General features: G+C 62.5%; 14 protein-coding genes and 7 pseudogenes. 8 read left to right on the top strand and 13 right to left on the bottom strand.

Annotated features, from left to right (window positions below):
* Nucleotides 1-511: 511 nt before the first annotated feature.
* The 5 genes and pseudogenes from PSOLE_RS06375 to PSOLE_RS06355 all read right to left on the bottom strand — a co-directional run bounded on the left by PSOLE_RS06375 (nucleotide 512) and on the right by PSOLE_RS06355 (nucleotide 6533).
* Nucleotides 512-1969: an SLC13 family permease gene (locus tag PSOLE_RS06375; protein WP_003460805.1), complete on the bottom strand. Its 1458-nt coding sequence runs from the start codon at nucleotides 1967-1969 to the stop codon at nucleotides 512-514.
* Nucleotides 1970-2273: 304 nt separating this feature from the next.
* Nucleotides 2274-3188, bottom strand: coding sequence for an urea transporter (locus PSOLE_RS06370; protein ID WP_074857701.1), 915 nt, complete (start codon nucleotides 3186-3188; stop codon nucleotides 2274-2276).
* A gap of 222 nt (nucleotides 3189-3410) precedes the next feature.
* Nucleotides 3411-4157 (bottom strand): pyruvate kinase, encoded by a 747-nt coding sequence (locus PSOLE_RS25120; protein ID WP_373855135.1) that lies wholly within the window; start codon nucleotides 4155-4157, stop codon nucleotides 3411-3413.
* A 73-nt stretch (nucleotides 4158-4230) separates the two neighbouring features.
* Nucleotides 4231-5530, bottom strand: a pseudogene (locus PSOLE_RS06360) (glycerate kinase type-2 family protein).
* A 268-nt stretch (nucleotides 5531-5798) separates the two neighbouring features.
* Complete coding sequence (locus tag PSOLE_RS06355; protein ID WP_074857721.1) at nucleotides 5799-6533, bottom strand: NAD-binding protein; 735 nt, start codon at nucleotides 6531-6533, stop codon at nucleotides 5799-5801.
* Between PSOLE_RS06355 and PSOLE_RS06350 the strand changes: the two are divergent.
* Nucleotides 6453-6857: pseudogene (locus tag PSOLE_RS06350) on the top strand (GlcG/HbpS family heme-binding protein). The gene PSOLE_RS06355 and the pseudogene PSOLE_RS06350 overlap by 81 nt on opposite strands.
* A 102-nt stretch (nucleotides 6858-6959) precedes the next feature.
* Here the strand turns inward: PSOLE_RS06350 and PSOLE_RS06345 are convergent.
* Nucleotides 6960-7310, bottom strand: coding sequence for a helix-turn-helix domain-containing protein (locus PSOLE_RS06345; RefSeq protein ID WP_084340990.1), 351 nt, complete (start codon nucleotides 7308-7310; stop codon nucleotides 6960-6962).
* Nucleotides 7311-7568: 258 nt separating this feature from the next.
* Between PSOLE_RS06345 and PSOLE_RS06340 the strand changes: the two genes are divergently transcribed.
* Together PSOLE_RS06340 and PSOLE_RS06335 are read left to right on the top strand one after the other, a co-directional pair.
* Nucleotides 7569-8222 carry a hypothetical protein gene (locus PSOLE_RS06340; RefSeq protein ID WP_003460818.1) on the top strand — a complete coding sequence of 218 codons (654 nt, stop codon included), beginning with the start codon at nucleotides 7569-7571 and terminating at the stop codon, nucleotides 8220-8222.
* Nucleotides 8222-8758: a FlgO family outer membrane protein gene (locus tag PSOLE_RS06335; RefSeq protein WP_074857704.1), complete on the top strand. Its 537-nt coding sequence runs from the start codon at nucleotides 8222-8224 to the stop codon at nucleotides 8756-8758. Before PSOLE_RS06340 ends, PSOLE_RS06335 begins: the two co-directional genes overlap by 1 nt.
* Before the next feature lie 179 nt (nucleotides 8759-8937).
* On the opposite strand, the gene PSOLE_RS06330 is transcribed toward PSOLE_RS06335, so the two are convergent.
* The gene (locus tag PSOLE_RS06330; protein WP_003460821.1) at nucleotides 8938-9582 is read right to left on the bottom strand and encodes a TetR/AcrR family transcriptional regulator; all 645 of its coding nucleotides are present in this window, start codon (nucleotides 9580-9582) and stop codon (nucleotides 8938-8940) included.
* 212 nt (nucleotides 9583-9794) lie between these two features.
* Here PSOLE_RS06330 and moaA point away from each other — a divergent pair, with 212 nt between their 5' ends.
* Nucleotides 9795-10790 (top strand): GTP 3',8-cyclase MoaA, encoded by a 996-nt coding sequence (moaA, locus tag PSOLE_RS06325; protein ID WP_074857707.1) that lies wholly within the window; start codon nucleotides 9795-9797, stop codon nucleotides 10788-10790.
* A 207-nt stretch (nucleotides 10791-10997) separates the two neighbouring features.
* Here the strand turns inward: moaA and PSOLE_RS24370 are convergent, their stop codons facing one another.
* From PSOLE_RS24370 to PSOLE_RS06305, 3 genes and pseudogenes are all read right to left on the bottom strand, one after another.
* Nucleotides 10998-11465 carry a hypothetical protein gene (locus PSOLE_RS24370; RefSeq protein WP_211281478.1) on the bottom strand — a complete coding sequence of 156 codons (468 nt, stop codon included), beginning with the start codon at nucleotides 11463-11465 and terminating at the stop codon, nucleotides 10998-11000.
* 157 nt (nucleotides 11466-11622) lie between these two features.
* Nucleotides 11623-12482, bottom strand: a pseudogene (locus PSOLE_RS06310) (outer membrane protein OmpK).
* A gap of 76 nt (nucleotides 12483-12558) precedes the next feature.
* Nucleotides 12559-13860 (bottom strand): annotated as a pseudogene (locus PSOLE_RS06305) (nucleobase:cation symporter-2 family protein); the annotation flags it as partial.
* Here PSOLE_RS06305 and PSOLE_RS25265 point away from each other — a divergent pair.
* Nucleotides 13858-14221: pseudogene (locus PSOLE_RS25265) on the top strand (methyl-accepting chemotaxis protein); the annotation flags it as partial. The pseudogenes PSOLE_RS06305 and PSOLE_RS25265 overlap by 3 nt on opposite strands.
* A gap of 1 nt (nucleotide 14222) precedes the next feature.
* Here the strand turns inward: PSOLE_RS25265 and PSOLE_RS06295 are convergent.
* On the bottom strand, nucleotides 14223-14381 hold the full coding sequence (locus PSOLE_RS06295; RefSeq protein ID WP_003460827.1) for a hypothetical protein: 159 nt from the start codon (nucleotides 14379-14381) through the stop codon (nucleotides 14223-14225).
* A gap of 47 nt (nucleotides 14382-14428) precedes the next feature.
* Between PSOLE_RS06295 and PSOLE_RS06290 the strand changes: the two are divergent.
* A pseudogene (locus tag PSOLE_RS06290) lies at nucleotides 14429-14854 on the top strand (NAD(P)H-dependent oxidoreductase); the annotation flags it as partial.
* Between the two features lie 123 nt (nucleotides 14855-14977).
* On the opposite strand, the gene PSOLE_RS06285 reads toward PSOLE_RS06290, so the two are convergent.
* Both PSOLE_RS06285 and PSOLE_RS06280 read right to left on the bottom strand, forming a co-directional pair.
* Nucleotides 14978-16564, bottom strand: coding sequence for an ABC-F family ATPase (locus PSOLE_RS06285; protein WP_003460829.1), 1587 nt, complete (start codon nucleotides 16562-16564; stop codon nucleotides 14978-14980).
* A 20-nt stretch (nucleotides 16565-16584) separates the two neighbouring features.
* A pseudogene (locus tag PSOLE_RS06280) lies at nucleotides 16585-17542 on the bottom strand (tyrosine-type recombinase/integrase); the annotation flags it as partial.
* 114 nt (nucleotides 17543-17656) lie between these two features.
* Between PSOLE_RS06280 and PSOLE_RS06275 the strand changes: the two are divergent.
* Together PSOLE_RS06275 and PSOLE_RS06270 are read left to right on the top strand one after the other, a co-directional pair.
* A complete protein-coding gene (locus PSOLE_RS06275) occupies nucleotides 17657-18505 on the top strand; it encodes a glycoside hydrolase family 19 protein (protein WP_157837782.1) in 849 nt (282 codons plus the stop codon).
* Between the two features lie 197 nt (nucleotides 18506-18702).
* Nucleotides 18703-19863: a GGDEF domain-containing protein gene (locus tag PSOLE_RS06270; protein ID WP_074857715.1), complete on the top strand. Its 1161-nt coding sequence runs from the start codon at nucleotides 18703-18705 to the stop codon at nucleotides 19861-19863.
* The last annotated feature ends 1113 nt before the right edge of the window (nucleotides 19864-20976 follow it).

The following is a 20976-nucleotide window of genomic DNA, read 5'->3' as shown; positions in this document are numbered from 1 at the left end:
GGGTCGTCTTTCGCAGGCGCTTCGGCGCGAAGGTTTTGGCTTTGCGCCGTGCTTGATTCGTCGCGAGGCGCGGCTCTTGTGCGGCATCTATGTCGAAATCCCGCCCCGGTGCGAAGCTTTGCCGTTGCGGCGCTCTCTCGATTCGCGGCGGGGCGCCGCTCCTACGGGTAGGGGGTGTTCCGGGTTTCTGCGTAGGAGCCCCGCCCCGGTGCGAAGCTTTGCCGTTGCGGCGCTCTCTCGATTTGCGGCGGGGCGCCGCTCCTACGGGTAGGGGGTGTTCCGGGTTTCTGTGTAGGAGCCCCGCCCCGGTGCGAAGCTTTGCCGTTGCGGCGCTCTCTCGATTTGCGGCGGGGCGCCGCTCCTACGGGTAGGGGTGTTCCGGGTTTCTGTGTAGGAGCCCCGCCCCGGGGCGAAGCTTTGCCGCTGCGGCGCTCTCTCGATTCGTGGCGCAGCGCCGCCCCTGTACGGGCGGCGCATTGACGCTTGACTGACGGATAGCTTCGCTCCGGGCTCAATGCGCCCAGATCAAGCCCACCAGCAGGTAGCAGGCCAGCGTGACGACCACCACGCCGAACAGGTTGAGGGCGAAGCCGGCCTTGATCATCGACTGTATCTTCATATGCCCGGTACCGAACACGATGGCGTTCGGTGGTGTCGCCACCGGCATCATGAAGGCGCAGCTGGCGGCGATGGCGGCCGGAATCGCCAGCAGCTCGGCCGGCATCCCCTGAGCCACGGCCAGCGCACCCAGCAGCGGCAGGAAGGCGGCGGCAGTCGCCGTGTTGGAGGTGATTTCAGTGAGGAAGATGATCACCAGCACCACCACGCCGACTATCGCGATCACGGGCAGGGCACCCAATGCGCCGAGACTCTGTGCAATCCACTCGGCCAGGCCGGAGCTGCGGATCACGCCGGCCAGCGACAAGCCACCACCGAACAGCAGCAATACACCCCATGGCAGTTTGCCGGCGCTTTCCCAGTTCATCAGGAATACACGTTTCTTGGTGTCTACCGGGATGATGAACAGCGCCAGTGCTGCGGCGATGGCGATGCTGGTGTCGTTCACACCCGATATCCAGTCGGCGATCAGCGGCTGGAATATCCAGGCCAGTGCCGTGACCACGAACACCAGTGCCACCAGCTTCTCACCCCGGCTCAGCGGGCCCAGCTCGGCCAGCTCGCTGCGGATCAGTTGAGTGCTGTCATGCCCGCGGAGGTTGAAGCCGTCACGGGTCAGCCACCACCAGGTAAAGATCAGCATCATCGCGGATACCGGTACGCCCAGCAGCATCCACTGACCAAAACCGATCTGTACGTCGTAGTTGTCGGCCAGGAAGGCGGCCAGCAGCGCATTGGGTGGTGTGCCGATCAAAGTGGCGATCCCCCCCAGGCTTGCTGCATAGGCAATCGCCAGCAGCAGGGCGGTGGCGAAGCGCTCGCGGTCGGTCTCGCTGGTTTTATTTTCACCGCTGAGCATGGCGATCACCGACAGGCCGATGGGCAGCATCATGATGGTGGTGGCGGTATTGCTCACCCACATGCTGAGAAAGGCAGTGGCCATCATGAAACCGGCGATCTGCCTGCTCGGCTTGCTGCCCATGGCCAGCAGCGTCATCAGGGCGATGCGCTTGTGCAGGTTCCAGCGCTCCATGGCCAGGCCCAGGATGAAGCCGCCGAGGAACAGGTAGATGGTTGGATTGGCATAGGGCGCGGTCGCGGCGTTGAGGCTGTCGATGCCCAGCGCCGGGATCAACAGGATTGGCAACAGCGAGGTGGCCGGAATCGGGATGGCCTCGGTCGACCACCAGGTTGCCATCAGCAAGGCCAGGCCAATGGTGGCCCAGGCTGTCTCGGAAAGCCCCGCTGGTGGTTCGGTAACCAGGCACAGGAGCAGTAGCAATGGACCCAGGATCAGGCCAATCCAGGCGGCTTTGGCAGCAGCCGTGGATTCATGGGTGGTAACGGCCATGGCGCGTTTCCTTATTGTCAAAAGGGCGGGCTTTATAGCCCAGGGTGCGACTTTATAACCACGCAATGGCTATCCGGGTTTGCTTCAGCCTGTTTCAGAAGGACGATGGCCCTGGCAATGCTCTGCTGAGCAGCGGCTGCACAAGACTCTGCGCTATTGCGGGTGGTTGCCGGCAATATGGGCAGTACTGGCTGCATGGTGTTGCTCAGTACGGCCGTCAGGTTCCGTAAGAAAAGTGCCTGCGTATGGTGCTGCCTGGTCAATAACGGGCTGGAACGCGATGAAGGCACCTGCGTGCGCGACTCTAGGCCGTTGGTGGGGTGTCTCTGAGCACCCTATGCCAGCTTTGCAGGGCGACTCTTATAAGCCAGCAGGCGAGGATAAGGGGCAGGGTCAGTACGGACAGACCAAGGCTGGCGAACCCGAATTGCAAGAGCAGGGCGAGCAGCACGCCTGCCCCGGGAGCCAGCGGGCAGCGATGCACCCGGCTCAGGGCGATGGCAGCGAGGCTGGCGTTGTAGCTGTAGAGGCTGCTCAGGGCGGCATCGGTGGGCCAGCCATTGACCATCGCCAGCATGAGTCCGCCGCTGGAGCCCTGCAACGCCCAGAGCGCTGCGTGGCCGTCGGCCAGGCGCAAGCCGAGCAGCAGGCACAGGCCGGCCCATGGCGAGTCGAGAAAAATCACCTGCCCCAGGCCGCATAGCACGGCGAGCAACAACTGCAGGGCGTTCAGCTCAGGCGTAGCGACTATGTCTGCCGGGGGAGCGAGTAGCGGCTGGAGCTGACCGAACAGAGCCAGCAACAGCCAACCCAGCAGCACGAAGGGAAAGGTGAATGCAGGTAGCCAGCCATATTTGCGCATGCGCCGCATCCAGGGTGCCAGCAGCAGGCTGGAGAGGGCGGCGCTGGCGATGATCAGCCCGGGCAGCAGCGGTGTCCATGGCAGTTTCAGGCAGAGCAGCAGACCGAGCAGGATGCCGTTGTAGCCATACAGGCCGATGGCGATATCCGCAGGCGGGTAGCCGCGGCGTTGCGCAATCAGCATCGAGGTCAGACCGCTGAGCAAAGCGCCGGGCAGCAAATCCGGGGCGCCGACAAGGATGGCGAGCAGCACCAGCAGGCCGCAGCCGGGGTGCTGTTGCAGGAAGATTTGGGCGAAGCCGCAGAGCAGGGCGCGCAGGCTGTGCAGGGCAGGGTGTGAGGTTGGTAGTGGAGGCATGATATATGCGCCAAGAGAGCCCTCTCCCCCCAGCCCTCTCCCGCAAGCGGGAGAGGGGAGTTGTCCAGGAGCCGTGTAGGGTGCGCTGTGCGCACCAAAAACGCCCTGCCATAGCAGGTGTGCAAGGCCCTGGCGGCCCCGCGACATCCTGCGTTGGCTATATGCCTAGCCCGGATGAAATCCGGGAAGCAGGAGTCGAGCATTCCCCGGATTTCATCCGGACTACGGTTCTTTATTGCGTTGAGAATCGTCGGCTCTATGCAGCGTTTCGATCCTCAGGCTCTTGATGCTGCCGGGTTGGCCGAAGGGTTCGCCGGCGGTGATCACCACGGTTTCGCCATGCTTGGCCAGGCCCTGAGCCTGGGGCGATTTCCAGGGCGGTGCTGGTGACTTCCTCGACCTTGCGCAGGTGTTCGTTAACCACCGAGTAGATGCCCAGGCCACGATCAGGCGGCGGGCGGTGGTGAGGCTCGGCGTGAGGCTCAAGATTGGCGCCTTGGGCCGCTCGCGCGAGGTGCGCAGGCTGCTGGCACCGGATTCGGTGTAGTTGGCCAATGCCGCCACCGGCAGGATCGAGCTGATGTGGCGTATGGCGCAGTTGATGGCGTCGCTGGCGGTGGCTTCTGCCTGCTTGGCGATCACCTTCAGGCGCAGGCGACCGTCGTCCAGTAGCAGGCTCTGACCGTTGACCAGTTGCACCTTGCCTTCGGCGAAACGGCCGACGCGCAGCTTCGGCCCCTGCAGGTCCATGAGGATGCCGATAGGCTGGTTCAGCTCGCGCTCAACCTCGCGCACCCACTGGTAGCGCTGGGCGTGGTCGGCGTGTTCGCCGTGGCTGAAGTTGAGGCGAAACAGGTTGACCCCGGCTTCCACCAAATGGCGTATATGCGCGGCGTCGCGGATGGCCGGGCCGAGGGTGGCGAGGATTTTCACTTTCTTGTCGGGAGTCATCTGGCAGACCTTGGTCATGAGTTTTGTTGATGGCGTTGCGGCGTAGGGAGGGTGCAACCCGCCACCAGCGCTTTGGCGGGTTGCACCCGCCCTACAAGGAGGAGCCCGGTGGTTCCGCACCTGCAGTTTCCAAGATTGCGAGGATCAGAATGGCGCGAAAGTCGTTGACGTTGGTACGGGTCGGGCCGGTGACGATCAGCTCGTCGAGGGCGGCGAAGTAGCCATAGCCGTTGTTGTCGTCCAGCTCGTCGCGGGCGCTCAGGCCCTTGATGCCGGCGCGGGCGTAGCTGTAGGGCGTCATGATGGCGCCGGCGTTGTCTTCGGAGCCGTCGATACCGTCGGTGTCGCCGGCCAGCGCATAGACGCCAGGCAAGCCTTTGAGGCTCTCGGTGAGGCTGAGGAGGAATTCGGCGTTGCGCCCGCCACGGCCGTTGCCACGCACGGTGACGGTGGTTTCGCCGCCGGAAAGGATCGCGCACGGCGGCTTGATCGGCTGGCCATGCAGGACGATCTGCCGGGCGATGCCGGCGTGCACCTTGGCTACCTCGCGTGCCTCGCCCTCCAGGTCGCCGAGGATCAGCGCCGGGAAGCCGGCAGCCTCGGCCCTGGCGGCGGCGTCGAGCGATTGCTGCGGGGTGGCGATCAGCTGGAAGTGGCTGCGGGCGAGTACCGGATCGCCGTGCTTGACCGTTTCCGAGCGTGGATCTCCAGCCAGGCGCGCACGTTGGCCGGGATGTCGATGGTGTAGCGAGCCAGAATCGCCAGGGCTTCGGCCGAGGTGGTCGGGTCGCCCACTGTGGGGCCGGAGGCGATCACCGTGGCCTCGTCGCCGGGCACGTCGGAGATGGCGTAGGTGTAAACCGTGGCCGGCCAGCAGGCCTTGGCCAGACGGCCGCCCTTGATCGCCGAGAGGTGCTTGCGCACGCAGTTCATCTCGCCGATGGTGGCGCCGGATTTGAGCAGCGCCTTGTTGATCGCCTGCTTGTCCTGAAGGCTGATGCCGTCGGCCGGCAGAGCAAGCAGCGAGGAGCCGCCGCCGGAGAGGAGGAAGATCACCCGGTCGTCTTCGGTCAGGTTCGACACCAGCTCCAGCAGGCGGCGGGGACACGCTCGCCGGCGCCGTCCGGTACCGGGTGGGCGGCTTCCACCACTTCGATCTTCTTGCAGTCAGCGCCGTGCTCGTAGCGGGTCACCACCAGGCCGCTGACCTCGCCTTGCCACTGTTGCTCGATCACCTCGGCCATGGCCGCCGCAGCTTTGCCGGTGCCGATGACGATGACGCGGCCGCTGCGGTCGGCGGGCAAGTGGTCGGCCAGCACCTGGCGCGGATGCGCGGCGGCGATGGCGGTGGCGAACAGGTCGCGCAGCAGGCGTTGCGGATCGAAGGTCATGGCGGTGTTCTCTTGCAGATCGATTCCAGTCCGCAGATGCCGCGCGCAGCATCTGGGGAGTGGAATCGACCAACCTGGCAATCGGGCCGTGACACCTCCTGCCAGGAAGGTCGAAAGGGTGGGCCAGAAGCAAAGCCCCTCTCCCTGACCCTCTCCCATAAATGGGAGAGGGGACTGGTTTGGCGTACGCTGAAAATCGGTATAACGCCGAGCTGCTTGTCTCCCCTCTCCCGCATGCGGGAGAGGGGCCGGGGGAGAGGGCGCTTTGTTACTCGCCGCGGATATTGAAGTTGGCCATATGCTCCAGACCCTTGATCAGGCCGGAGTGGTCCCAACCGCTGCCGCCGAGGGCCGCGCAGGTGCTGAACACCTGCTGGGCGTTGGCGGTGTTGGGCAGGTTCAGGTCCAGCTCGCGGGCGCCGGACAGCGCCAGGTTGAGATCCTTCTGGTGCAGGCTGATACGGAAGCCTGGATCGAAGGTGCCCTTGATCATGCGCTCGCCGTGCACTTCGAGGATTTTCGAGCCAGCGAAGCCGCCCATCAGCGCTTCACGCACCTTGGCCGGGTCGGCGCCGTTCTTGGCGGCGAACAGCAGAGCTTCGGCCACTGCCTGGATGTTCAGCGCGACGATGATCTGGTTGGCCACCTTGGCGGTCTGGCCGTCGCCGTTGCCGCCGACGCGGGTGATGTTCTTGCCCATGGCCTGCAGCAGCGGCAGGGCGCGTTCGAAGGCATTCGGGCAGCCACCGACCATGATCGACAGGGTCGCGGCCTTGGCACCAACTTCACCGCCGGACACCGGGGCGTCCAGGTAGGCGGCGCCGGTGACCTTGATCTTCTCGGCGAAGGTCTTGGTCGCGGTGGGGGAGATCGAGCTCTTGTCGATCACTACCTTGCCAACGCCAACGCCAACGCCAACGCCATCGGCAGTCGCGCCCTGGCTGTGGGGCGCGAGATAAAGGCCGCGCCGCTGACCGTCGCGGTGCTGGATGCCGGCGGGCATCTGATCAGCCTGCAACGCGAGGACGGCGCCAGCCTGTTGCGACCGTAGATCGCCATCGGCAAGGCCTGGGGCGCGCTGGCCCTGGGCAAGGGCTCGCGCCTGATCGCCGCCGACGCGCAGCAGCGCCCGGCCTTTATCGGGGCGGTGAACAACCTGGCTCAAGGCAGCCAGGTACCCGCGCCGGGCGGGGTATTGATTCGCGATGAACGCGGCGAAGTGATCGGCGTCTTCGGCATCACCGGCGACACCTCGGACATCGATGAGCAATGCGCGGTGAGTGCGCTGGAGTCGCTCGGCCTGAAGGCGGATGCGGGCGTCGCCTAGGGCTGATGATGTGGGAGGGGCTTTAGCCGCGAGCCTTGGTACCGCTGCCGGCGTCGCGGCTGAAGCCCCTCCCACGGCTTCCGCGAAACGCAGCGCTTTGCTCTATTGACGTTGCTGCCTGCTCTGCAGGCGGCAGAAGCGCTTGAGTGTATCCACCGCGAATTCCCGTTCCTCCCCGGACAGGGTATCGAGCATGGCCTGCAGGGCGGCGGACTCGCCATTGGCCGTCTGCGGCTCGGCGCTTTCGGCGAAGAACTGGCAGAAGGACGCGCCGAAGATCTCGCACAGGCGCTGGATGGTCAGCAGCGAGGGCAGGCTGACGCTGCGTTCGAAGCGGGAGATGGTGATCGGGTCGTCATCCAGGGCCAGTGACAGCTGCTCATGCGTGATAGCCATGGCGGCGCGGTGGCGGGCGATGATCTTTCCGACTATTGCTGCGAGTTCCTGGCGCACGGGTAAACCTAAGTTGTCATATCGAGATCCATGCGCGAAATGATTAAGCGTTCACACCCTGCCCGTTAGGCTCTAATTTGTTTAGCCATACAAATGATCTAATATGCCCAGTGTCATGTCGCAATCACCTGGGCAAGGGTCGTGGGGAGCGTGAAACGGCCCGAGCGGAGCGGGGGATTGGAGCATGGCGCCGAATGGCCAAGCGGGATCTCTCGCATCTCTTATCCAGGGATCTATAATATGTAAAGAAGAATCATCATGGGCCTGCTTGCAAGCAGCACGCTGCTCGGTGGCTGCGCGCATTACGCGCAGGCGCCGCAGCCGACCAACTTCCCGACCCAGGAGCAGCAGCACGTCCAGGCGGCGTCGCACTGGCAACTGATCGCCGGCGACAGTGCCCGCCAGTTGATGGCGGCGATGCCGGAAAAACACCCGCTGTATGTGGTACGCAAGGGCAGCGAAAGCCCGTTCGAGGAGGCGTTCACCGCGCAACTGGTCACCGAGCTGACCCGTGCCGGCTATCCGGTAATGAAGAGTGCGGAGCGCCCCGGCACCCTGCTGGTCGAGCTCAGCGCCCAGCCCGTGCAGTTCGCCGAGAACCGCCAGCGTCCGGCCGCCGCCGGCGAGCTGAGCCTGATCGCCGGCGGTCTGTGGGTGCTGCGCAACATCTACGAGAACGTCTCGCCGGGGGCGGCGATGATCGCCGGCACGGCCGCCGTCGATGGCGTCCGCTGGTTCGGCTCCAAGGCCAGTGGCGGGGCTTTCGTGCCGAAGACCGAGCTGATCGTCACCACCAGCGTTTCCAGCCACGAGCGCTACTACGCCCAGACCAGCAGCGCCTACTACACCACCCAGAGCGACTGGGGGCTGTATGCCCGCAACGCGGTTCTGCCGCTCAAGGGGGGCTTGTGATGAAACGTCTGGCATCTCCCTTGCTGGCTCTGCTGCTGGCGGCGCTCGCCGGCTGTGCGCAGACGAGTGGCCCGAGCTACGAAAGCGCGCGCAACTCGCCCTTCATCCAGGCCAACCATCAGGCCGCCAACGCGCTGTTGCAGCAGTTGCCCGGCAGCGGCAGCACCATGATCATCGCCACGTTGGTCAACGTCGACGCGCTGGATCGCTCCTCGACCATGGGTCGCCTGGTTTCCGAGCAGATCTCCGCGCGTTTCACCCAGGCCGGCCAGCGCATGGTGGAAATGAAGTTCCGCAACAACGTGTACATCTCGCAGAGCCAGGGTGAGCTGATGCTGACCCGCGAGATCCACGAACTGGCCAACGCTCACAACGCCCAGGCGGTGATCGTCGGCAGCTACGGTGAGAGCAAGGACTATGTGTTCATCAACCTGAAGGTGATCCAGCCGACCACCAACGTGGTGCTGGCGACCCATGACTATGCGCTACCGATCAACGACGACGTGCGGGTGATGCTGCGCGCCAAGCGTTATTGAGCTGTCGGAGGCTTTTCGGTGCGCACGGCTGGGCAATCGCATGAACGGTGTAGGCGCGAATTTATTCGCGATTTCATCGAGCGTTATCGCGGATAAATCCGCTCCTACAAGAGCTCTGCCATCCTCTGAATGGAGGGAGAAAGGCTTTATGCGATTGCCCAGGTTCGCACAGCTGAGGATCAGGCGCTGGTCACCAGTTCGGAGGCCATCGATGGCATCGGGCTGACGTCGCAGCCTTTGAGCACCAGGCGAATGATGGTCTGCGCGGCGGCTTCGTAGTCGGCATCGTCCAGGCTGGCCTTGCCGGTGACGGTGGATATCTGCCAGTCGAAATCGGCGTAGGTCTGGGTCGCCGCCCAGATGCTGAACAGCAGGTGGTGCGGGTCGACCTGCGCCATCAGGCCCTGATCGATCCAGCGCTGGATGCAGGCGATGTTGTGCTTGGCCTGGGCGTTGAGCTGTTCGGTCTGCTCTGGCGACAGGTGCGGCGCGCCGTGCATGATCTCGCTGGCAAATACCTTGGAGGCATGCGGCAGCTCGCGGGAGATACGGATCTTCGAGCGGATGTAGGCGGTCAGCACCTCGCTCGGATGGCCCGGCTGGTTGAAGGGGGCAGAGGCGGCCAGCAGTGGCTCGATGATGCTTTCCAGGACCTCGCGGTAGAGGTTTTCCTTGGACTTGAAGTAGTAGTAGACGTTGGGCTTGGGCAGGCCTGCCTTGGCCGCAATGTCACTGGTCTTGGTGGCGGCGAAGCCCTTGTCGGCGAACTCCTCGCTGGCTGCGCGCAGGATGAGCTCTTTGTTACGCTCGCGGATGCTGGTCATAAGGCCCTGTGATTTGCTCTGCCGCCGGGCGGCGGTCGGGCATGGTAGCACCGGCTTTGCGCGAGGCTCAAGGCAGCGGCCACGGGCTCTCAGCGCTTAACTGACTCTGTGGTCAAATTTCTGTATACAAGAAATCGCTTTTCTGTTTCTATCGCGCACAGCGTTATCCATGACATAAAAGTCTCGGCTCGTGACGCTGCAGGAGACCCACCGTGAATACCCATCAGCTCGTCGATCCCTTCGGTCGGCGCATCACCTACCTGCGTTTGTCGGTGACCGATCGCTGCGATTTTCGCTGCACCTACTGCATGAGCGAGGACATGGTCTTCGCCCCGCGCCAGCAGATTTTCAGCCTGGAAGAGCTGTATGCCGTGGCCGATGCCTTCATCGGGCTGGGTGTGCGGCGCATCCGCATCACCGGGGGTGAGCCGCTGGTGCGCAAGAACCTGCTGAGCCTGTTGCAGCGCCTGGGCGAGCGTGACGAGCTGGATGACCTGGCCATTACCACCAATGGCTCGCAACTGGCGGAGATGGCTGCGCCGTTGCGCGCGGCGGGTGTGCGGCGCCTGAACATCAGCCTGGATTCACTGCAGCGCGAGCGCTTCGCCGCCTTCACCCGACGCGACAAGCTTGAACAGGTGCTGGCCGGCATCGACGCCGCGCGTGCCGCAGGCTTCGACAGGATCAAGCTCAACAGCGTGGTGCAGAGTGGGCGTAACGACGACGAGGTGCTGGATCTGGTCGAGTTCGCCATCGAGCGCGGCCTGGATATCAGCTTCATCGAGGAAATGCCGCTGGGCAGCGTGGTCAGCCACAGTCGCGAGCAGACCTTCTGCTCCAGCGACGAGGTGCGCCAGCGTATCGAACAGCGCCATGCGCTGGTGCGTAGCAGCAAGGTCACTGGCGGGCCATCGCGCTACTGGCAGGTGGTCGGTACGCAGACCCAGGTAGGTTTCATCTCGCCGCACAGCCACAACTTCTGCGGCGACTGCAACCGAGTGCGGGTCACCGCCGAGGGCAAGCTGGTGCTCTGTCTCGGCCATGACAACGCGCTGGACCTCAAGCGCCTGCTGCGCGCGCATCCGGGTGACAGCGAGCGCCTACGCCAGGCGCTGATCGAGGCGTTGCGTCTGAAGCCCGAGCGGCACCATTTCGCCACCGACGAGCAGGTGCAGGTGGTGCGCTTCATGAGCATGACCGGCGGTTAGTGTCGCGATACGAATAATCTGTTGCCTATGGGTCGAGACAGCCACATCAATTACAGCAGGCTGGACAGTCCTTGTAGGAGCCGCGCCCTGCGGCGAATGGGCCGGTTCAGGCGACTGAAAAGCTTCGCCCCGAGGCGGGGCTCCTACTCAGGCCTGCGCCTGAGCGACATCTTATGCCTGACGCGACACTAAGCCCTCACCGCAATCTCAAAACAACAATAAGGAGGCTCTCAATGCAGCCCGTACGACTGTGCCTGTTTTCCACCATTCTGCTGACGCCCGCTGCCTTGGCGCACCTACGTGGTTGGCGTCGAGGACCTGCCATTCGCCCCGCACTACAGCCTCGATGGCGAAGGTCAGTACCGTGGCTTCGCTCGTGAGGTGCTGGATGCCTTCGCCGTCGATAGCGGGGTTAGCCTGAGCTACAAGGCGTTGCCGGTGGATCAGTTGTTGCCGGCCCTGCAGCGCGGCGAGATCTCCCCAGGTAAGAACGCACTCCTTCTCTGCACAACCGCCGGATCTACGCCACTTCGCCTTGATCACCAGAGCTTTGCGGTTCATTGCCCGCTCGCCCTGCTCCATAGCGCCTTCTATCCGGTTCTTGTTCATCGGCTCGCAGATTACGCTCCACGCTTCCTCCCCACGCTCGGTCACCCTCACGCAGTTGCGCTTCACTTCGTTCGCTGTGATCAACTTACGGCGGGACTTGCACCCGCAGGAGTGCGCCCATGCTGGGCGCACAAGAAAAAGGGGGAAGGGCGCGAGCGCCCATCCCCCTTTTTACCCGGCCGCTGTCCCTACCCGACGTCGGCCAAGTGCGGTGCGACAGCGGTCAGAAGTGATACTTGACTAGTGCCTGCACAGCCGTCTGGTCAAAACGATCGCCCGACCCATCCACCGGTTTCACGCCGTACTTGGCGCGCCACATGTTGATCTCGATGCCCACGTAGAGCTGGCGCTCCTTGCCGAACAGGCCTTGCCCGCATCCCACTTGACCTGGATCGAGGAGCCGACCGAGGTCTGGGTGCCGGCGTCACGCGACGGCGAGCGCCAGTCGAGGAAGCCGTCGACGACGAAGTCCTGATCGCCGAGGCTGAACGGGTAAGCCGCGCTGACGGTCAGCTGGGTGACGTAGCCGTTGCTGTCACTGTCGGCGAAGAAGGTGTGGTTATTGATCTTCACCTGATACAGGTTGGTCTTGAAGTAGGTGAAGCCGGGCGCTTCCCAGTCCAGGCCAACACCGTACAGGTAGTTCTCCGGGCCTGGGCCGCCTTCGCCTTTCTCGTAGGTGAAGGCAGCGAAGACGTCCTTGATCGGGCCGGCGGCCAGCTTCTGCCCGGTCAGCCAGCTCAGGCTCACGCGCGGGGAGAACTCCATGTAGTTGAACGAGTTCTTGTCGTGTTGGCGGAAGGTGACGTTGTCGAAGCTGCCGCGCGACTGCTGGTTGTCGGCGCGGATGTAGTCGAGGAAGTAGAAGATGTCGCCCCAGGCCCAGCCACTGGCGTGCTCGAAGGTGAAGGTGGTCTGGGTGCGCTGTTCTTCGCCGTTGAAGTTCATGCGCTGGAAGTTCTCGCCGTACAGGTAGGACAGGCTGTTGTCCTGCCAGTAGAGCAGGTCGCCAGCGAGTGCTTGCTGGCCGGAGAACAATCCGGCTGACAGGGCGAGGCAGTGGGGCAGATGCTTGAGTTTCATCGGTTTTCCTTATTGTTGGCGTGCAAGCGTGCGTCTCCCGGCAGCGTGCCGCCGGGAGTTGGTTCTAAGTCAGGGATCAGCTGGGTCGGGCGGCCGGGTCGAGGTCGCGGCTGAGCGTCTTGAGGCTGTCGTCGTCGCTGGCTACATCGTCCGGGCGGTTCTGCAGCACGGTGTGCAGGTGCGCCTCGGGGTCGTAGTCGTCTTCCTCGACTTCGTGGTTCTCGTCGGGCAGGAAGATGTTTAGCACGATGGCACTGAAGGCGCCGATGGTGATGGGCGAGCCGAAGATATTCTTCAGTACGTCCGGCATGTGCGAGAGCACATCCGGTACGCCGGCCACGCCCAGGCCGAGGCCCAGGGAAATGGCCACGATCAGCACATTGCGGCGGTGCAGGCCGGTTTCGCTGAGGATCTTGATGCCGGCCACCGCAACGGTGCCGAACATGATCAGGGTGGCGCCACCGAGCACGGGCTTGGGCATCATTTGCAACACCGCGCCCACCACCGGGAACAGGCCCAGCAGCACCAGGATGCCGGCGATGTAGAAGCCCACATGGCGGCTGGCTACGCCCGTGAGCTGAATCACCCCGTTGTTCTGGCTGAAGGTGGTCATCGGCAAGCTGTTGAACATGGCGGCGACTGCCGAGTTGCAGCCGTCGGCCAGCACCCCGGATTTGATCCGGCGCATGTACACCGGCCCTTTGACCGGCTGCTTGGAAATGATCGAGTTGGCGGTCAGGTCGCCTGCTGTCTCCAGTGGAGTGATCAGGAAGATCACGGCGATAGGCACGAAGGCGATCCAGTCGAAGCCGAAACCATACTTGAATGGCTGCGGCACGCTGATCAGCGGTACCTCGGCCATGTTGGCGAAGTCCACCCGGCCGGTGAACCAGGCAACGGCGAAGCCCAGGGTCAGGCCGATGATCACCGCAGAAAGGCGCAGGACCTGTGACGAGGCGCGGTTGAGCAGGACGATGGTGCCCAGCACCAGGCCGCCGAGGGCCAGATGGTGCAGGGCGCCGAGGTCTGGCGCGCCATAGCCGCCGGCCAGATCGGTCATGCCCACCTTGATCAGTGACAAGCCCATCAGGCAGATGATGGTGCCGGTGACCACCGGGGTGATGACCTTGCGCAGCTTGTTGATGAATTGGCTGAAGGCAATCTCGACGAAGGCGGCGCAGAAGCAGATGCCGAACAGCGTGGCGAGTATTTCCTCCTCACTGGCGCCACGCCCCTTGATGATGAAGCCGGCGCTGAGAATCACGCTGAGGAAGCCGAAACTGGTGCCCTGCAAACACAGCAGGCCAGAGCCGATCGGGCCGATGCGTTTGGCCTGGACGAAGGTGCCGAGGCCGGAAACGAACAGCGCCATGCTCACTCGCTGGTCGAGGACATCCGCAGTAGCGGCGTATCGCTCGACAGCTTGCAACAGGACGTGCAGTCCATCGTCAGCGTGCTCGACGTGATCCGCCCCATCGCCGAGCAGACCAACCTGCTGGCGCTCAACGTCGCCATCGAAGCCGCGCGCGGTTTCGCCGTGGTCGCCGATGAACACGCAGATCGCCAGCGCCGCTGAAGAGCAGATGGCAGTGGCCGAGGACATCAATCGCAGCGTGAATCAGATCGCCTTTGCTGTGGATAGCGTTGCCGACGAAACCGAGCGTGGAGCGCAGACAGCACGCAACCTGGCAGGCCTGGGTGATCGCCTCGGGGTGCTGGTGCGTCAGTTCCGCATCTGAGTCAGAGCGGGAAGTTCCAGCGACTGAATGCGTCGCTGAGCAACTCGATCCAGGCGCGGACAGCCGGCGACATGCCGCGCCCGTGGGTGTAGGCCAACTGGATATAGCCCTCAGGCACCGTCCAGTGCGGCAGCAATGAAACCAGGCTGCCATTGGCCAATTCCTCATGGCATTAGGTGGTGGGCAGCGGAGTAATGCCCCCCCCGGGCCGAGCTGCGTGACGCCGCGCAGAAACACGAGGCCGAGCTGGCCGAACGCACCCTGGAAGAGTTTCTCGCTGCCGATGCTATCGTCATCGGTGCGCCGATGTACAACTTCGCCATTCCCAGCCAACTGAAGACCTGGATCGACCGCATCGCCGTCGCCGGCAAGAGCTTCAAGTACACCGAGAGCGGCCCGGTAGGGCTGGCTGGCGGCAAGACCGTGGTGATCGCCTCCAGCGCCGGTGGCATTCATGCCGGCCAGCCGTCTGGCCAGGCGCATGAGGACTATCTGGTGCGCATGCTGAACTTCGTCGGCATCGACGACATCGAGATCGTTCGCGCCGAAAGCCTGGCCTACGGTGAAGAGCCGCGCGGCGAAGCTATGAAAGGTGCAGCGCAGCGTATCTGCGAGCTGTTCGCCACTGCCTGAGCAGAGCGCTGAAACAACAAAGCCCGCGAAAGCGGGCTTTGTTGTTTCTGGGCTGAGAGTGCTGTCGTCCAGCCCTCTCCCCCAACCCCTCTCCCATAAATGGGAGAGGGGAGTTTGGGAGTTTCAGACGATGATGCCCTGGCTACGCAGGTAATCGTCGTAGGTGCCGGAAAAGTCGGTCACGCCGTTATCCGACAGCTCGATGATGCGCGTGGCCAGGGAGCCGACGAACTCGCGGTCATGGCTGACGAAGATCAGCGTGCCCGGGTAGTTCTCCAGCGCCAGGTTGAGCGCTTCGATCGATTCCATGTCCAGGTGGTTGGTCGGTTCGTCCATCACCAGCACGTTGGGTTTCTGCAGGATCAGCTTGCCGAACAACATGCGGCCTTGCTCACCACCGGAGATCACCTTCACCGATTTGAGGATCTCGTCGTTGGAGAACAGCATGCGCCCGAGGGTGCCGCGGATCACCTGTTCACCGGTGGTCCACTGGCCCATCCAGTCAAACAGGGTCACGTCATCTTCGAAATCGTGGGCGTGATCCTGAGCGTAGTAGCCAACCTCGGCGCTCTCGGTCCATTTCACCGAACCGGCATCGGGCTGCATTTCGCCGACCAGGGTGCGCAGCAGGGTGGTCTTGCCGATACCGTTGGGGCCGATGATCGCCACGCGCTCGCCGGCTTCGACGGTGAAGCTGAAGTTCTTGAACAGCACCTTGTCGTCGAAGGCCTTGGACACCTTCTCGATGGTCACGGCCTGGCGGTGCAGTTTCTTGTTCTGCTCGAAGCGAATGAACGGGCTGACACGGCTCGACGGCTTGACCTCGGCCAGCTGGATCTTGTCGATCTGCTTGGCGCGGCTGGTCGCCTGTTTGGCCTTGGAGGCGTTGGCCGAGAAGCGGCTGACGAAGCTTTGCAGCTCGGAAATCTGCGCTTTCTTCTTGGCGTTGTCGGCCAGCAACTGCTCGCGCGATTGGGTCGCGGCAGTCATGTACTCGTCGTAGTTGCCCGGGAACAGGCGCAGCTCGCCGTAATCCAGGTCAGCCATGTGGGTGCAGACCGAGTTGAGGAAGTGACGGTCGTGGGAAATGATGATCATGGTGCTGTTGCGCGCCGTGAGGATCGTTTCCAGCCAGCGGATGGTGTTGATGTCCAGGTGGTTGGTCGGCTCGTCGAGCAGCAGCACGTCCGGGTCGGAGAATAGCGCCTGGGCCAGCAGCACGCGCAGTTTCCAGCCGGGGGCGACTTCGCTCATCGGGCCGAAATGCTGCTCGAGCGGAATGCCCAGGCCCAGCAGCAACTCGCCCGCACGCGATTCGGCGGTGTAGCCATCCATCTCGGCGAACTCACCTTCGAGCTCGCCGACCTTCATGCCGTCTTCTTCGCTCATTTCCGGCAGCGAGTAGATGCGGTCGCGCTCGGCTTTGACCTTCCACAGCTCCTCATGACCCATGATCACAGTATCGATCACGTTGAATTCTTCGTAGGCGAACTGATCCTGGCGCAGCTTGCCCAGACGCACGTTCGGCTCGAGCATCACCTGGCCGCCGGAAGGCTCGAGGTCGCCGCCAAGAATTTTCATGAAGGTCGACTTGCCGCAGCCGTTGGCGCCGATCAGGCCGTAGCGGTTGCCGTTGTTGAACTTGACGGAAACGTTCTCGAACAGCGGCTTGGCGCCGAACTGCATGGTGATGTTAGCGGTGGAAATCAAAGGACTTACCTATCAATTGCTTAGAGACGCCTGGTTTGCTCCGATACCGATTTGATACCGTTTTCGAGCTTTTCCAGCTCACCCCAGTCAGAGGTTGAGTTGATCCAGCGCGCGTATGTTGAGATCAGCATTTGCACGGAGTGGCCGAGCTGCTGAGCGATAAAGGCGGGGTTGAGGCCTGACAGTCAGGCACATTGTCGCATAGGTGTGACGGCAGTTGTATGGCGGCCTGTAGCGAATGCCCAGTACCTGCAGGGTGGGGCGCCACTGGTGGTGCACGTTGGATGTCTGTTTAACGTGTACCTGGCCCTTCGATGGCGGTAATACATGCGGGGTAGACGTGACCCGGCCAACACCCAGCAAGCGCCGGTCGGCGTAGACCTTGGCAAACCACAGTGCCCGCAGCGCTCGCTGATTCAGAAGCACGAAACGGTCGCTGCCGGTCTTGGTGCGCTCTTCCAGCTCGCCCAGGGCCACTGTGCGGCGTATATGGACGGTGCCCACATCTTGCCACTGCAGCGCCAGCGCTTCGGATATGCGCAGCCCGGTGAAGAACAGGAACTCGAACAGCGCCGCATAGATCAGGCTTGGCCAGTGCTCGGTCTGGTAGAGGCGATCAATGATTCGCTCTGCCTCTGCCAACTGAAACGGGTCGACCTCTTTCTTGGTGCGTTTCGGCAGTTCCATCGATTCCGCCGGGTTCTTCTGCAGCAGGCCATCACCTACAGCGGATCGCATGATTGCCGCCAGTTTTACGATGGCGTTGCGCTTTACGCCCGATGATGTCCATTCGGTGCCGGCGACTATCCGGCGCAGCAGGGTGGGCGTGATGAGGTCGATGCGCGTCAGTGCCAGGTGCGGCATCCAGTAGATGTTGAGCACGCTCTTGTAGTTGAGCCTGGTTCCCGCCGTAATATCCCTCGAATCCAGCCAGAGCTGAGCGTATTCGCCAAGTCGCCTGACACAGGGCTGCCCACCTTCAGCAGGAACCTGAAGGATGAGCGCACCGGCGAGATGATCCCCTGCACTGCCGTGCGCGCGGCGAAGAACTCGGTCAGCTACGCTACCGGCAAGAAGGCGATGCGCCATGCCATGGCCGAATCCGGCATTACCGACCCGAACGAGCAGGCCGCCTTTATGGCGCAGATGGATCATGAATCGGCTGGATTCACCAGGCTTGAAGAGAACCTGAGCTACAGCCCGAAACAGTTCATAAAGATGTTCGGCGCGCGCGCTGGCATCAGCACTGAAGACGAGACAAAGGCCATCCTGAGCAAGGGGCCTGAGGCGACTGGCGAGGCTATGTACGGCGGCGCATGGGGCGCCAGGAATCTGGGCAACACTGAGCCAGGAGATGGTCACAAGTTCCGCGGGCGCGGCTACACGCAGCTTAGCGGTCGATCCAACTACGAGGCCGCTGGGAAGGCGCTGGGCATAGACTTGGTGAGTAATCCGGATATGGCTGCCGATCCCGAGGTCGCGGCAAAAGTTGCCACCTGGTACTGGAAGAGTCGTCCTGGGCTGAGCGAGGCCGCCAAGAACGGCGATGTAACCGGTGTCACGAAGAAGATCAATGGCGGCACCAATGGACTGGCGGATCGGCAGGCAAAGACCGAGAAGTACCTGGCTGAAGCCATTAGCGGCAGCCTGACTGTCGAGCCGGCTGGCTCCCCGTCGCTCAGCTCGGCGCCTGCTGATGCTGTGGCGGTCACGCAGCTGCGTGCGGCCCCTTCGCCTGCCGCCTCAACTGAGGCGGTCGCGCCTGCCGCAGCCAATCTTGTCGCGCTGCCTTCGCTGGCCCTGGTAACGAATAGGGCGCCGATTGCTCCTGCCGCACCGGCCATGGCCAGCACGCCGAGCATTCCGGCTGTGCCCACTCCAGCCGTAGCCAGCATCGCGGAGCCGGCTCAGCCAACTCGGCGTTCTTTTTTCGCACGATAGGCCAGCGCAGTCAGGCTGTCCCTGCAGGCGTGCAGAGATGGCAGATTGCCTTCTCAGACGCTTCAGGTCTAGGATTCGCAGACCTGAACAGCCATGCCGATTGCCTCTGGAACGCAGAGAGAAGCTAGGGCGCACATGATTTGCGTCAAAGCCTCAGTGCTAGGCTCCTGTTGCCACCTCTCAACTTGCGCGAACCCATGGTCACTACCGTCATCCTCGGCATGCTCTGCGTTTACCTGCTGTGCTTTTCCGTGATGTTCCTGCTGATCAGCACCCGGCTGAACGGCAAGAAAATGGGCATGGAAGTCTTCGCGCTGGGCAACCTGTTGCTGGGCCTTGCCTACATCCTGCAGTTGTTCGGCGGCCCACCGGATGAGGGGCTGGTGAGCGTCATCAATCACACGCTGACGCTCAGTGCTCCTGTCGTCTATGTGCTGGGCGCCATGCGCTTTTTCGAGCGGCCGACGCCGGTGCTGCGCCCGTTGCTCACCCTGATGGCCGGCTACACGCTGTTGCAACTACTGGTGCAATGGCTACTGGGAACCGAAGCCCGTCACGCCATGCTGGCTGCGGCCTGTGCCTCGTTGTTTCTGGCCATGACCGTGGTGGTGCTTTATGGCCGGCGAACCTTCGCCCGGGATCTGCGCGTCGAGATGCTGGTATTCGCCGTGCTGATCGGTGGCATCTGCATCCTCAATGCCATGAAGTTCGCGGTGATTCTCAATGGTGGCCTGGCGGCCCTCGATATGGGCAGTGGCTTCCAGAAGGTTTTCTACCTCTACATGTCATTCCTGGCGACCGTGCTACCGCCCTGCGCCGTGTGGCTGGTGTTGCGCCGGCTTACCGATGAACTGCGCAACCTGGCTGCGCATGACCCGCTGACCCAGCTGCTGAACCGGCGCGGGCTGATGGACGCCCTGGACGCCCACTTCCGCTCGCGCACGGCTGGCCCGGCGTATTTGCTGATCGTGGATATCGATCACTTCAAGCGTATCAACGACACCCATGGCCACAAGGCCGGTGACCGTGTTCTGAGCCACGTCGCTGCTGTGCTCAAGGCCACGGCACGTCAGGGCGACCTGGTCTGCCGCTTGGGCGGCGAGGAATTTGTGGTCATCGCTCTGGGTACCGACAGCACCGGCGCCCAGCAACTGGCCGAGCGCATGCGTGCGGCGATCGAGCACAACGAAGTGGTTGGCACAGGCGTGAAGCAGCCGATTCGCTGTACGGCGACCCTTGGCGCTTCGGGGGCTTTTACAGCTGCGCAGGATTTCGATGCGTTTCTGCAGTTGGCGGATGCTGCCCTGTACCGGGGGAAGACACAGGGGCGGAATCGGGTTGAGTGGGCAGGGGGGTAGAGCGGTCAGTGCAGATTTACGGGCTATAACGGCTGGCCAAAAGCGGTCACGGCATTTCCTCATAAAATAGAGGGGCGTTTGGGGCGGGTTAGCTACGAACGGCATGGTTGTATCGAGTGCCCGATCTCGAGTTCGCATTTGTATTTAAATGTTAGAGATTCGGCTCACAGTGCTAGAAACCACAATCTACGGGCCTGCATAAGCATTTTCTGCATTGATTATCAAAGTGGCATAGAACCTGGGAAGGAATATAATGGAGGCCCTTGTGCGACACGTTGAACGTGTCGTGCTTGGTTTGGTTAATGCGCCTAGGCACCTTAACCCCTTGCTATCAGGGGGTTTGAAGCCCGAAAAAGCATTCAACAAACCGGCTCAGCCTGGTTAATCCACACCCTGGAAACGCTTCGTTTTGGCGGGGATGGATAACAAAAGCTGTATCTGTTCAAACCCTAAAATGGGTCAATGAGCGGTTACAGAAACAGGATAGTAACGTTCAGCTATCATCGAATTGTTACTAAAAATGTCTGACCCGAGGGTGAACTTGCCCTCCGGGCAGAACTCACCCTCGAACGTCTGGCAGTGAGCCAAATTCACCGTCGTGAGACGTTGTAGGGTGTTGAACCAAGCACGGAGCGAAAAGCTCCGAATCGCATTGCTCAACTTCGCTTGTATAGGAAGTACCGAGCCTGGCATGTACCTGCCAGTTCATTAGATCGGCATGCGTCAGGGGCCAACCCTGGGGTGTGAAGCCCGATTAACAATATCTCGCTCTTATGAGGGTGTTATCCGGTGACGGATAACGCTATACGTCCGAATTGCACGGACGTAACGAGGCTAATGACCTAACCCGCATGGCTAACGCATGTGAATCGTCGCCTGAACCCTCGTAAGCATTGACGGGCCTACGGCAATTATTGGCCCTAGCCAAAAATGGCAATGCAGCCGGTCATCACCGTAGAGGCATGTGATGCGGTACCACACCGCTGCCGGGGGAAAGACGAAGCCTAAACGGGGAATAGATGCGACTCGGGGAACGTGGCAATCCCGACCACTCGCCTGACCAGCAGCATGGTCAGGCAGGCAAACCGCAAGGGGCGCTGATGGGTGTGGGGA

The sequence above is a fragment of the Pseudomonas oleovorans subsp. oleovorans genome (genome assembly GCF_002197815.1).
GTDB classification, from domain to species: Bacteria; Pseudomonadota; Gammaproteobacteria; order Pseudomonadales; family Pseudomonadaceae; genus Aquipseudomonas; species Aquipseudomonas oleovorans.
The sequence above is the reverse complement of the archived record's forward strand: the minus strand, read 5'-3'. Positions and strand labels throughout refer to the sequence as shown.